This is a genomic window from Saccharicrinis sp. GN24d3, from assembly GCF_052400645.1.
Lineage (GTDB): Bacteria > Bacteroidota > Bacteroidia > Bacteroidales > Marinilabiliaceae > Saccharicrinis.
Map to the genome: position 1 here is coordinate 136,638 of NZ_JBQTGI010000008.1, position 13,844 is coordinate 150,481.

The 13,844-nt window shown below is 37.9% G+C and carries 13 protein-coding genes; 12 read left to right on the forward strand and 1 reads right to left on the reverse strand.

Going from position 1 to position 13,844, the window contains the following annotated elements; all coding sequences use genetic code 11:
• The first annotated feature begins 82 nt into the window (after positions 1-82).
• From ACT29I_RS11340 to ACT29I_RS11395, 12 genes are all read left to right on the forward strand, one after another.
• Positions 83-976 (forward strand): sugar-transfer associated ATP-grasp domain-containing protein, encoded by an 894-nt coding sequence (locus ACT29I_RS11340; protein WP_444793486.1) that lies wholly within the window; start codon positions 83-85, stop codon positions 974-976.
• Positions 976-1,578: a hypothetical protein gene (locus ACT29I_RS11345; RefSeq protein WP_444793487.1), complete on the forward strand. Its 603-nt coding sequence runs from the start codon at positions 976-978 to the stop codon at positions 1,576-1,578. The genes ACT29I_RS11340 and ACT29I_RS11345 overlap by 1 nt, the downstream gene beginning before the upstream one ends.
• Positions 1,579-1,641: 63 nt before the next feature.
• Complete coding sequence (locus ACT29I_RS11350) at positions 1,642-3,135, forward strand: AMP-binding protein (protein WP_444793488.1); 1,494 nt, start codon at positions 1,642-1,644, stop codon at positions 3,133-3,135.
• 9 nt (positions 3,136-3,144) lie between these two features.
• Positions 3,145-3,384, forward strand: a complete 240-nt coding sequence (locus ACT29I_RS11355; protein WP_444793489.1) for an acyl carrier protein — start codon at positions 3,145-3,147, stop codon at positions 3,382-3,384.
• Between the two features lie 203 nt (positions 3,385-3,587).
• The gene (locus ACT29I_RS11360) at positions 3,588-4,835 is read left to right on the forward strand and encodes an MBOAT family O-acyltransferase (RefSeq protein WP_444793490.1); all 1,248 of its coding nucleotides are present in this window, start codon (positions 3,588-3,590) and stop codon (positions 4,833-4,835) included.
• A 5-nt stretch (positions 4,836-4,840) separates the two neighbouring features.
• Positions 4,841-5,731, forward strand: coding sequence for a hypothetical protein (locus ACT29I_RS11365; RefSeq protein ID WP_444793491.1), 891 nt, complete (start codon positions 4,841-4,843; stop codon positions 5,729-5,731).
• Between the two features lie 44 nt (positions 5,732-5,775).
• A complete protein-coding gene (locus tag ACT29I_RS11370; protein ID WP_444793492.1) occupies positions 5,776-6,378 on the forward strand; it encodes a sugar transferase in 603 nt (200 codons plus the stop codon).
• A 62-nt stretch (positions 6,379-6,440) separates the two neighbouring features.
• Positions 6,441-7,583: an aminotransferase class I/II-fold pyridoxal phosphate-dependent enzyme gene (locus tag ACT29I_RS11375; protein ID WP_444793493.1), complete on the forward strand. Its 1,143-nt coding sequence runs from the start codon at positions 6,441-6,443 to the stop codon at positions 7,581-7,583.
• Between the two features lie 307 nt (positions 7,584-7,890).
• Entirely contained in the window at positions 7,891-9,333 is a 1,443-nt protein-coding gene (locus ACT29I_RS11380; RefSeq protein WP_444793494.1) for an MBOAT family O-acyltransferase, read from the forward strand.
• Between the two features lie 3 nt (positions 9,334-9,336).
• Positions 9,337-10,227: a hypothetical protein gene (locus tag ACT29I_RS11385; RefSeq protein WP_444793495.1), complete on the forward strand. Its 891-nt coding sequence runs from the start codon at positions 9,337-9,339 to the stop codon at positions 10,225-10,227.
• A gap of 275 nt (positions 10,228-10,502) precedes the next feature.
• Positions 10,503-11,858: an MBOAT family O-acyltransferase gene (locus ACT29I_RS11390; protein WP_444793496.1), complete on the forward strand. Its 1,356-nt coding sequence runs from the start codon at positions 10,503-10,505 to the stop codon at positions 11,856-11,858.
• 2 nt (positions 11,859-11,860) lie between these two features.
• Positions 11,861-12,814 carry a hypothetical protein gene (locus ACT29I_RS11395; RefSeq protein WP_444793497.1) on the forward strand — a complete coding sequence of 318 codons (954 nt, stop codon included), beginning with the start codon at positions 11,861-11,863 and terminating at the stop codon, positions 12,812-12,814.
• Positions 12,815-12,819: 5 nt separating this feature from the next.
• Here ACT29I_RS11395 and ACT29I_RS11400 read toward each other — a convergent pair whose 3' ends face one another.
• Positions 12,820-13,686, reverse strand: a complete 867-nt coding sequence (locus tag ACT29I_RS11400) for a hypothetical protein (protein WP_444793498.1) — start codon at positions 13,684-13,686, stop codon at positions 12,820-12,822.
• Positions 13,687-13,844: the final 158 nt, after the last annotated feature.

Sequence of the window (13,844 nt, forward strand, 5' to 3'; positions counted from 1 at the left end):
ATACTATTTTAAGCAATCTGAGTTTAAAAAAGTAAAACCATTCATTAGGTACGCATCAAATTTGAGCGGGAAAAGTAAGTTTATGCTAACAATGGAGTCTATTTGCGATGTGTTTATTTTTAATATCTCAATCAAGGACTATTATCAATTTAGGTTTTTCGAACTTAGTAAAGCTGAAAAATCGCTATGGGCTGGATCCGGTTACATGTACGAATATCAGTTAAGAATGAATCCTAAGGGTAGCAGGCATCTGCTTGAGGATAAAATAGAATTTTTAAAATGCTACAAGCCTTTTATTAAACGAAGCTATGCTACTTTAAGTAACCTGAGAAAAAATCACGAAACCGCACAAGTTTTATTGAACAATAAATCGGAAAAACTGGTTGTTAAAGGTTCTATGGGTCAGGTGGGAGGTGAAGTGGAAGTGTTGTCTTGTAAAGGGTTATCGACAAAATTCTTAATAGATTACATGGAAAAAAAAAAATACGATTTAGTTGAAGAATACGTGATACAGCATAAGAGGTTGATGGATTTGTCGCCATCGGGACTAAATACGGTCAGGATTTTCACCCAATTAAATAATGGTGATGTGGATATTATCGGGGCGCGTTTAAGAATTACCGTTAACTCACCCGTGGACAATATGGCTGCAGGCAACCTGGCCGCACCTATTGATGTAATTACGGGTAAAGTAAATGGTAGTGCTGTCTATAGTGATATTGTAAAAGATCAGGTTGAGGTACACCCCGTAACTAAACGCGCTATCGTTGGATTTCAAGTTCCGTATTGGGATGAGGTTGTGGACATGGCAAAAAAAGCGGCGCTGCACAACGTAAGCAATAAGTCTATTGGTTGGGATGTTGCCATTGGTGATGCCGGACCCGAGATCATAGAAGGGAACCATAACTGGTGTAAACTATTGTGGCAATTACCCGTTAAAAAAGGGTTGAAAGATGTTTTAATACGTTACGCTTAATGGAAAAGTTGCTGATTTTTATAAAACACCGTTTAAATTTTGTGTGGGGTATTATTGAGAAGATAAACACAGCTTTTTTTACTTTTCTGTATTCAAACAAACTTAACGGAATACTACTTGGGATTTTTAAAGAATATGGCTTCGGAAAATATACCTATAAAAGGCTTGTTCCCAATGATGCAAAAGCCTTGGAATTTCTTGTTAATAAGCAGATTGTATCAGATTTGAAATACTTTAAACCCCACGGTTTCGATTTGATTTCCATAGAAAAACAGTTCGGTAAAAAGTCATTTCTAATGATGGGCACATTTGATGGGGAAAGATTGATTGGTTATTTTTTTCTTCGTTTCTTTGCTAATAAAAAATGTTTCGTTGGCCGATTGATAGATGCTGATTACAGGGGCAAAGGAATAGGACTCGTTATGAACAAAATTATGTACAATATATCTTGGAAGATGGGTTTTCGTTGTTTGTCAACTATATCAAAAAATAATAAGGCTGTTATTGGGGCACACAAAAAGAATGCTGCCATGGTGGTCTTAAAGGAACTTCAGAATGACTATTTACTTGTAGAGTTTATAAGTGAACAAAAAGACAATTAATATCTTTAACATATCAAAAGTGTGATTTTTAAATAGATTTTAAAGATCGAAATTTGTGAGGCAATGTTCGAAAAATATATACTTAAACCTATTCTAAATTCATTTGAAAAATACCCGGATTGCAACTCATTTTGTATAGGGGATGTTTTATTCTCGTATTCATGTTTGGCAAAAACAATATCAAAAATCCGCACAGAACTTCAATGCCAGTCTACTGAAAGCGGCCATATTGGGATAGTGGCTAACGACGACATTGAAACATATGCCGGTATTTTAGCCATTTGGTTGGAGGGTTATGCTTATGTTCCGATTCATCCAAATCACCCGGTAAAAAGGGGGCGTAAAATAATGGAGCAGGCCGAAATAAACTTGATAGTCGATTCTTCCGAAGAAACCTTTATTCCGGGAGTCAAGTGTATTAAAAGCAAGGAGCTTGAATTTACAGGAATGAACCTTGACCCTGTGAGGAAAAATGACGACGACCTGGCTTACATATTATTTACCTCAGGCAGTACGGGCAAACCTAAAGGGGTACCAATTACAAGAGGCAATCTAGGCGCCTTTATGAAAGCGTTTTGGGATATTGGAATCCAATTAGACAATAATGATAGGTGCCTACAGTGTTTCGATCTTACCTTTGATGTTTCCGTTCAATCTTTTGTGGCCCCTTTGATCAAAGGGGCTTGTATTTATACCATACCGCATGATCGAATAAAACCAATTTACGCCGCAAATCTTGTTGAGGAGCAGAAGTTAACTTTCGGTGCAATGGCCCCTTCGATGATAAGATCCCTACGTCCCTATTTCGATGAATTTGATTTCACGGATTTGCGGTATAATATATTAACGGCAGAAGCGTCCCCCTTGGACCTCATCGAGGAGTGGGCGCAATGTATTCCAAATGCTGAAATTATTGATTTGTACGGACCAACGGAGGCAACTATTTACTGCACATATTATAAGTTTGACAGGAATGGGGGCAATAAAGATTTAAATGGCATGTTATGTATAGGGAAACCACTACAAGGTATAACTGCTATTATTGCTGACGAAGATAGGAATATTCTGCCTGCTAATCAAAAGGGGGAGCTGTGTATCGCCGGGGACCAATTAACCAAAGGGTATTGGAATACCCAAAAAAAGAATCAGCAAGCATTTTTTATGAAGGAGATAAACGGAGTATCACTCAGGTTTTACAGAACTGGTGACTCCTGTTACATGGACAATGATGGTGATTTGATGTTAGCCGGTCGCTTGGATTATCAAGTGAAAATACAGGGATATAGAATCGAATTGGGCGAGATCGAATATCACGCCAGAGAATTTGTAAAAGGTCAAAATGCTGTGGCCATTGCATTTAATAATTCCAATGGTATTGTGGAACTTGCTCTTTTTATAGAGGGTCGCTTAGATGATTATGATGAATTGAATAATTATCTTATGGGCAAGATGCCTTACTATATGGTGCCCTCAGTTTATTATACCCAGGATGAATTTCCGTTGAATACGAACGGAAAAGTGGATCGGAAAAAATTGAAACACTTAGTAATACATTAAAATTTCAGTATGGATAAAAAAGAACTGGTAAGTAAATTGACGACGGTTTTCAGAAGGGTTTTTAATAATGAATTATTAGAACTTACCGATCACTTGAGTGCGAGCGATGTAGAGAACTGGGATTCTTTGACACATATGGCCCTTATTGCTGAAGTTGAAAATGATTTTTCTATAAAATTTAAGTTTAAGGACTTAAATAAGATGCGTAACGTAGGGGATATGATTCGTATTATTGGATCTAAGATTTAATCCATTGTAATCTTATCATGGTATTTACATCCCTTAACTTTTTAATTTTCTTGCCGGTAGTTGTGGTTTTATTCTACCTCACAACTGCAAGGTATAGATGGTTAACCTTGCTAATAGCGAGTTATTTTTTTTATGTTAATATTGAGCCCGTTTATGCCTTGTTAACGATCGGAGTAACATTATCGACTTATTTTTTTACCAGGATGATGGACAAAACCGAAGATGATGAAAAGAAAAAGAAGTTGATGATAATAAATATCATACTTATTTTGATGCCCTTGCTGTTTTATAAGTATTTTATGGTTATTAATAATGATATGATAGCTTGGTTGGATGGCCAAAATATACGATGGCCCCTGCCGGAGATGAAGTTTTTACTGCCTATCGGGATCTCCTATTATACTTTTATGTGTATCGGTTATACCATCGATATTTATAATGAAGAAATAGAAGCGGAAAAAAACATTGGTATCGTAGCCCTTTTCGTATCTTTTTTCCCCTTGATTCTTTCCGGGCCCATTGAAAGAGCCGGAAATCTTTTCCCTCAATTCCGCAACTTTAAGGCAATAGATTTTGAAGATCTGAAAGGTGGAATGAAAATGATGCTTTGGGGGTATTTTATGAAATTAGTGGTGGCGGATCGTATAGGTATCTATGTGGATGTTGTTTATGGCAATATAGCGGGAAGCAACGGAGGTTCTTTACTGGTCGCATCTATACTTTACCCTTTTCAGGTATATGCCGATCTTGGAGGTTACACCTTGCTGGCCATGGGGGTGGCCAAGATATTGGGTATAAAAGTGGTGCCCAACTTCAAACGTCCGTTCTTTGCCACCTCTATGGCCGAGTTCTGGAGAAGATGGCACATGTCGCTGATTACATGGTTGACCGATTATCTTTACACACCGTTATCCTTTTCTTATAGAAAATATGGGATTTGGGGCACCGTGCTGGCTCTTGAAATTACTTTCCTGATCAGCGGTATCTGGCATGTGGCATCATGGACGATGGTCGTTTGGGGGCTTATGCAAGGCACTTTTTTAAGTATCGAAGCTTTGCATAAAGTGAAAAGGGGGGCGTTCGAAAAAAAATATAATCTGAATTCAAAATCCTTGTATTTGCTTTTTTGTATGGTCGTAACTTTTTTCCTTTTTGCGGTATCCGAGGTCTTTGGACGGGCAGAAACGGTGAGTGATTCCTGGACGGTATTAAAAAAAATTGTGGTGGATCAAGGGACCCCATATCTCGACCTTACTACCTTAACCTATTCTGTAATTGGGATTGTTATCTTGTTACTAAAGGATTTTAAAGATGAATTTATCGAAATTAAGATCTCTATATTCAATAACAACAGTTTGCTGTTAAGATACGCTGCATATCTTGGGGTAATTTTTACCATTATCTTATTTGGGGTGTTTGATGGAAATAGTTTTATATATTTTCAATTCTAGGGTACATGAATTTCAAGATATTTATTTTTAGGGTTACGGTTTTAATGGTCGTTTTTTTTCTATTTGATTTTCTCCTTTCATTGTTCTTGGTAAAAGGTTTGGACAAATATTATGGTTTCGGTTCTACTCCGGAAATAATGATCAATGGCTCTTCGATGGCACAAACAGGTTTTAATAGAAAGGATATGGAAGATCTTACCCATACAAATGTTTCAAAGTACACCTACGAGGGGGTATCAATTGTTGAGCGTAAGGCCATGATTGAACATTTCTTCAATAAATATCCCAAAGGCGTCAAGACTGTTATTTATGAACTCAGCCCCGTAATGTTTTCAACCATAAAAGAGGCGGAGAATGTTTATACCTTGTTTTATCCCTATATGGATGATAAGAATATTGACAGTTACATTAGGGATAATGCAGAACCCAGAGAATATTATGTCCATAAGTTGATTAGGACCAAAAGGTTTGAGTCGCGCCTTGTAGTTTCAATTGTAAATGCATATGTTGGCAATTATGAGAATTTCAAAACCAATCAAATTGATAGTTCATCTGTTGCTCATCTATTAGATGAAAAAGGGACAAAAGAGGTCGCTATGGACGAATCGATGATCGCTATCTTTGAAAGCACAATGGAGTTGGTCAGGGCGCATAGTTCAAATGTGATTCTGGTGATGATGCCTATTTATAAAGCGAAACTGGAAACCTTTAAAAAAGAGGGATACGATAACATGTGCGATTATTTTATAAATTATTCAAGTAAATATGATAAGGTGAGATTTCTGGATTTGAATAAGGAGCGTATTATTCAGGAACCGGGTTATTTTTCGGATCCTCTGCATTTTAATCTTTATGGTCAGAAATATATTTCCGATACGGTAAGTTGGTATTTATAATTAATCAAGTATAACAAGGTATAACGGTAAAATATGGTTGTGTTGTGTCTAAATCTGAAAAGGAGATTCTCTCGATGAAAAGAATGTTCGATATTGTAGCATCGTTGGTTGGATTGGTGTTTTTGTGGCCACTTCTTGCGGTTATTGTAGTATTGATTAAAATTGAAATGCCCGGCCCAATATTTTTTGTTCAAAAAAGAGTCGGACGAAAGGGAAAGCTTTTTACGATATATAAATTCAGGACTATGACGCTAGGTCATGGAGGAAGCACTGTTTCGGTAAAAGGAGAAAGTAGGATTACCCCGTTAGGAGCAAAGTTGCGAAAGTATAAGCTCGACGAGTTGCCCGAACTTTGGAACGTACTAATCGGGGATATGAGTTTTGTGGGGCCCAGACCTGACATGCCCGAGTATTACGATCTATTGAAGGGTGAAGAGCAAAAGATATTGGAATTGCGTCCCGGGATTACCGGTACCGCATCTTTAAAATATGCCAACGAAGAAGAGTTGTTGTCTACGGTGCCGGATCCGGTAAAGTATAATAAGGAGATTATCTGGCCAGATAAAGTTAAAATTAACCTCGATTACTATTACAACAATACGTTTTTGGGGGATATACGTATCATTTTCCAAACTGTTTTTAGGTAAGTTTATCCATATAGGCCAAAGCCTTTGTTTTGTGCAGTATTAACAATATCAATATTTATTCGATGACTACAAATAAAAGAATATATCTATCATCGCCTCATATGTCGGGTCATGAGCAAAAATTTGTCAAGGAAGCTTTCGATCAGAATTGGGTAGCCCCTTTGGGTCCTAATGTAAATGCCTTTGAGGAAACATTGGCTGCATACTGCGGAGCGAATCATGCAGCAGCTTTAAGCGCCGGTACAGCAGCCCTTCATTTAGCATTGATAATGCTCGGCATTCAAGCTGGCGACGAGGTATTGGTATCTACCTTTACGTTCTCCGCCTCGGTTAATCCTATCGTTTACCAAGGCGCCACCCCGGTATTTGTCGATAGTGAAAATCAAACATGGAACATGGATCCGGTGCTTTTGGAGAAAGCACTGAAAGAACGGAAAGAAAACGGTGGGACAATGCCAAAAGCTATTATTGTGGTTCATTTATATGGTATGCCAGCTAATATGGACCGCATTATGGAAATAGCCGACCGTTACCATGTCCCGGTTGTAGAGGATGCTGCGGAAGCACTGGGAAGTTCTTTTAACGGTAAAAAGCTTGGTTCGTTCGGTGCCATGTCCATACTCTCGTTCAACGGCAACAAAATAATCACCACCTCGGGTGGGGGAGCATTGCTTTCCAACAGACAAGAGTGGATCGACAAAGCCCGTTTCCTCGCTACCCAGGCTAGAGACCCCGCCCCGCATTATCAGCATAGCCAAATAGGCTATAACTACAGAATGAGCAACGTGCTTGCCGGGATCGGCAGGGGGCAAATGGAAGTGATAGAACAAAGGGTGGCAAAAAGGCGGGAGATTTTCCAATATTACAAACAGAACCTGAAAGATGTATCTGGGATTAGTTTCCTGGAGGAACCGGACGAAAGATATTTTTCGAACAGATGGCTCACGACAGTCTTAATAGATGAGAGTAAGTTGGGTATATCGCCGCAAAAGTTGCAGGAAGAACTCGAAAAGGTGAACATTGAAACCAGACCGCTTTGGAAACCGATGCATCTGCAACCTGTATTTGAACATTATCCCAAATATTTAAATGGCGTGTCAGAAAAACTTTTTGAATGCGGTCTGTGTCTGCCATCGGGATCAAACATGTCGGATAGCCAACTGGCAAAGGTTTTGCTGGCGCTGACCGCTTGTTTTGGTATGTAGGGCTTGCCGAAAGCAAAAAATGTTACCCGTAGGGCTTTATACAACAGAAAAGCCAAGGCTCTTATCCGTTGTATTTCCCGCAATAAAAAGCCTGATTGCCGGAAGAGGTGGGTTGGGACTTGACTATTTTAGCCTTGTCAAGGTTAGGTCCATTATCTTTTATTGTGATATGTTTTTATATATTACGATTCAACTGCTTATTACGGTTACTTAATAAGCAATATTCCACCGCTTGTCAAAATCAGCCATATCATGCTACGAAATAATCGTTCAATTGATTAGTTTCGATATGTAAAAAATAGCACCAATGGACATTGTTTCTCTTGAGTTCGTAGTCCTGATTATTTCTACGGCTTTGATATTATACATGCTTACCCCTAAATACAAGATGCCCTATCTTGCATTGTTAAGTGCCGGGTTTGTTGCGTGGTTAAGCGTACATTTGCTAACATATGTATTGATTTATACACTGATAAATTATTACATAGGGATTAAGATGCCTGATTCCGGCAATAAAAAATTATTGTTTCGGATAGGTTTGGTAATAAATGTATCGCAATTGATAGTGATGCGATATTCATCTTTTGCCATAGATCCGATTTTACATCTGTTCAACAGTAGTTTTTATCTCAACACCCTGGCAGAGTATATCGTACCCATAGGTATTTCTTATTTTACCATTCAAGGAGTAGGATATTTATTTAATGTAAAGATGGGATGGGAGAAACCCGAGAAAAATTTTCTTCATTTCTGGGTGTACCTCAGCTTTTTCCCAAAATTCATTTCCGGACCAATAGAGCGGTCAAACCATTTTTTGCCTCAGCTAAAGCAAACAGTGCCGTTTAATATGGATAAGGTTACTGAGGGAATGATTGTGATGCTGATAGGTTTTTTTAAAAAAGTAGCCATAGCGAACCAATTGGCTCCATATGTACAAAGCACCTTTGCCAACCTAGATGGAGCAAATGGATACTCGCTTTGTATCCTTTTGTTATTGCTGCCCCTTTACTTGTATTTCGATTTTTCGGGGTATACCGACATCGCCATTGGAGGTGCCAAAATGTTCGGAATAGATCTTTTGCCAAATTTCAATAGACCTTTTTTTGCGGAAAACATGACCTCTTTTTGGAAGAGGTTCCATATTTCCCTGTCGTCGTGGTTTAACGATTATGTTTTTAAGCAAACAAGTTTCCGGCGTCGCAAATGGGGGATATATGGTGCCATTTACGCCGTTGTGCTAACATGGGTGCTGTTTGGTGTATGGCATGGTGCCGGCTGGAATTTTATGTTGCTGGGAGTATTACAAGCCATTGCGATTGTTTACGAATACTTGAGCAGACGATGGAGGATGCTTGTTTTTTCGAAAATGCCCGGGTATCTGCGTAAAGGCATCGGGCGTGTAGTCGTATATGTGTTTTATGGTACCTCCCTGGTGTTTTTCTTCTCCCCAAATCTGGAATCCACCATTTTGTTGTTCTCAAAATTGTTTACGTTCAACGGGTCTTTGTATTTTGTGTTCCTCGAGCTCATTCAACAAATATCTTTGTCCGTACTGGTTTTTATTTTTGTGATGCTATTAATAGAATGGATAAATGAAGATTTTAAACCCTTGTCGAACAGGATAGCGAGAAGCTGGCAAAGTGATAGATTAGGGAACACCCTTTTTAGGTGGACTGTATTTTCACTTATGCTAACTATTTTGTTTGTTTTAGGAAACAATGTACAACAATTTATCTATTCACAATTTTAATTTATGCGTAAACTTACCTTGAAATCCATCCTGTTTGTCGGTTATTTTATCGTTTTTTTCGCAGTGATAAACGTGGTTTATACTATGGTTATAATCAATACCGATTATAATTTTATTAAAAGGCTGGAGACACTTAATTTTCGGGAACCTGATTTTAAATTGTTGGTGCTGGGGGCAAGTACCTCATTCGACGGTATTGATACCGGGTTTTTGACCGAGAATGGGATTACATCCTACAATACAGCCATTGGAGGAGCCAATGTTAGAACAAACTACGTACAGTTGAAGGAGTACCTGGACACATACGCTGCTTTCCCCGAATATGTTATTCTTGGATTGAATTCCAATATGGTGAAATCGTTCGACGACGAAGGTATTCATCCTATTGTAGAATGTACCATGAAGGATCATGAGTACAGAATAGAGGATGTTCCCATTTTAAAGTATAGATGGCTCGGATTTGAGTTAATCAAGAAAATAGTAAGCAAAACGCACCGCGAGGCTACAATGATTCTTGGGCAGCTTAAGTTTCGAAAAACTATTCCTGATCGGAGTAAATATCGGGATATCAAGCTGGACCTACAGATGTTTCGTTCGTCGTATTGGATATCCGAGATATCCAATCTCTGTGACGCGAATGGTATCAAACTGATTGTTGTTGAGATGCCCGGATATAAAAAGACGCAAAACAATGAAGCACGGGGGCCTTATTTGCTTAATTTCCCTAATGGGCACTCTGCTGAATTGTTTAATTTAAATTCAAGGGCTTTTAGTGTTTTGTTTGATGCGGAAAAGGATTGGATAGGGAATTCCCATTTAAACGAATACGGAGCCATTAAGCTAACACGTAAGATTCTTGAAATTGTCAATATGTACGAAGATAAAAAAATATAAATAATATGAAATTGACCTATGAGATTCTGATTTCAAATGGTATTAAGAATGAACGCTTAGCAATAAAGTTCGTGTTGTTTAAGGTAAATTATCTTTTCAACTGTTGTGAATCATGATACTTTTCCGGTTCGTCCTGTTTAGGTATTTATTAACATTGAATTACAAAAACTGACTATAGCATAATGCTTTTTAATTCTATTGACTTCGCCATATTTTTACCGATAGTGTTTCTGCTTTATTGGTTCGTTTTTAACAAAAGCATCCAATTTCAGAATATGTTGATCGTTGTAGCCAGCTATCTTTTTTACGGGTGGTGGGATTGGCGGTTTTTATCGTTGATTTTCTTCAGTACTATGGTTGACTATTGGGTTGGGCGAAGATTGACTAACGAAGAAAAACCGGTCAAAAGGAAACTATTGCTATGGTCGAGTATAGTGGTCAACCTTGGTTTTTTGGGATTTTTTAAATATTATAACTTCTTTCTGGATAATTTTGTAGATGCTTTTTCTTTGTTTGGAAGTGAGTTAAAAGCGACATCCCTAAACATTATTTTACCTGTTGGAATTAGTTTTTATACTTTTCAAACCTTAAGTTATACCATAGATGTCTATAAACGAAAGCTAACTCCAACCAAAGATTTTATTGCTTTCTCGGCATTTGTGAGTTTTTTTCCACAGTTGGTTGCCGGACCAATAGAAAGAGCCACTCACTTACTACCTCAGTTCTATCGCAGTCGTTCTTTTGTGTATTCAAAAGCCGTAGATGGATTGCGACAGATATTATGGGGCTTGTTCAAGAAAATTGTGGTTGCAGATAATTGTGCTGAGCTGGCAAACCTGATTTTTAACAATTCAGCAGATTACGCGGGAAGTACCTTAGTGTTGGGGGCTTTGTTTTTCACATTTCAGATATATGGCGATTTTTCGGGTTATTCAGATATCGCTATTGGTACAGCCCGCTTGTTTGGTTTCGACTTAATGCAAAACTTTAATTTTCCTTATTTTTCGCGCGATATAGCTGAGTTTTGGCGACGCTGGCATATTTCGCTATCTACCTGGTTTAGGGATTATTTGTACATACCTTTGGGGGGCAGTCGGGGTGGGATCTGGATGAAGATTAGAAATACCTTTGTGATATTTGTGGTCAGCGGTTTTTGGCACGGGGCCAACTGGACATTTATTATTTGGGGAGCTTTAAATGCACTGTATTTTTTGCCTTTATTGTTGGCTAAAAAAAATCGCAGTAATCTTGAAATTGTGGCAAAGGGCGAATACTTCCCCAGCTTCAGGGATCTATCCTCCATGCTCTTGACTTTTTTACTGACCGTATTTGCATGGATATTTTTCAGGGCAGAAAATGTGGGTCATGCCATCAGTTACATTTCTGAAATTTTATCTCCGTCTCTATTCTCGATTCCGTATTTTCCCGGATTCAATAGAGCCTTAATAGTAGGTTTTATGGTTTTGGTTTTGGTTGTTACCGAGTGGTTGGGCAGGGAAGGAATGTATGGCATTGCTAATCTTGGGTCAAGTTGGAAGCGCCCGTATAGGTGGGCTACTTATTTTATAATTGTATCGGTAATATTTGTTTTTAGCGGCAAGGAACAGCAATTTATTTATTTTCAATTTTAGTCATGCAACGATTCCTAAAAAACATATTGCTTTTCGCAGTTATATTTTTTGTGTTAGATAAGATATTTATTTTATTCCTGTTGATCTCGCCATCCTTAGAGAAGGATAGGCGCATTGAAAAATTGGTTGAAGGGGAAATTAATAAGGATATTATTATATTGGGGTCATCGCGTGGGGCAAGGAATGTTATTGCAAGTCAAATAGAAGATTCTATCGGAATGCCAACCTATAATTTGTCGTACCCGGGGAGCGATGTAACGTTTCATGAATTTTTGTTGAAAACACTGATAAAGTATAATAGCCGGCCAAAGATTGTTTTCCTAGTTCTGGACGACCCCGAAGAACTTTTACCTAGCGTAGCCATTAAATTTAGGTTCGACAGGTTATACCCTTTGGTTAAATACAACTATATCAATGACGAAATGATACATCAGGGTGAAAAAACTATCTTGTCCAGGTTTTTTGCCTTGGCACGCGCCAATAAAAGAAATTTCGATCTAAGGGCAAGAAAATTCTCGGCATTGGATAGCTTAAAGGATTGTGGGTCGATGCCCGTTTCATTCCAAAGAACAGACAGGAGTTTTTATTATAATCCGATAAATGAGCCTTACATTGTTAGAGACGAAGTGGCCGAAAAAGTGATGGCATTTCAAAAGATACAAGATATTTGTGCCGGCCATGGCATTGAACTGGTTTTAGTGTTTTCCCCAAATTTTAAGGCCTATAATGTTGAATTCGAAGATCGATTGAAAAAAATATCTCATCCAGGAATTCAATTTTTCGTTTACGATACATTAAATCCAGTTTATAAGGATAAGTCGTATTACTACGACGAATCGCACCTGCAAACCAACGGAGCAATTGTGTTTACAAACGAATTAATAAAAGTATTGAAAGAAAAGGGGGTTGGCTTTTCTTCCGAGGAAACGTTACATGGATTATTGAGGAACAATTAATGTGATTATTGTTTTTTGCCATTAGAAGCCGTCTTTGTACCTTCGTTTTCAATAACATCAATAATTCTGTTAAACAATAATTTACCGGCTTTTTCGGCAAAAGCATTGTTGGGGTGCGAGTCTGTTGGCGAAGACGCATATTCATCTTTAAAATACAGGCCGCCTTCTGTTTGCAAGCCATACAAATCCCACAGGTAAATGTTGTCTCCGGGCAAATCCCATTCATTTCGTACCCAATTAAAAAAGTCTTGTGCAAGCCTTGCCGCATCTTCCGAGATATTGCCCTCCACTTGCGCCGCACCCGTAAATAATATAAACTTAGTATCCGTAAATTTATGTAGTTTATCTTTCAGCGCGGCGTATTGCAGTTTGTAATTTGCCATTGTTTTAACATCAGAATCAACATCAGCGATATCCACTTCGTCGTTAATGTAGCACACCGGGAAACAGTGCTTGAAAATAACTACCTGATACTTTTTAGTGAGGAGCTCTAAGGTAGGTTCTTCCATATAGGGTTCTACTCCGGCATTTTTCACCCAAATATTATAATAGTCATAAGGGAAATTGTTCCAACCATATGGCGATGACTTCGGAAATATCATTTCCTGGATATTGTAATTAGTATTGAACGCTTTGTTGTGTTCTTTTACCATTGTTGGGATTAAGCCATTTTTGTTGATTTTTTTTGCAAGTTTTGGACTTATTTTTCTAAATGCTTTGTTTAATAGTGAAGGCTGTCTTCCATTCCATAAGATATCACCTGTACTGTGATGTAAAAAAATAATATTCATGTCTGAAGGTATTTCTTTGTGACTACATGAAACCAGAATGATATTTAATGAAACTATGAGAAAAAGATATTTTAATTTCATAACGGTATAATTAAATGTATTTCCAGATAAATGTTATTCGTTGAATATTGTTATACATCCAATACAAATATAATCAAATATTGTTTAGTGTATTACACGTTGTGTTATCAACCGTATGGTTCAGTGGACAGTAACCTAAACTAAATAGATAGGGCCTA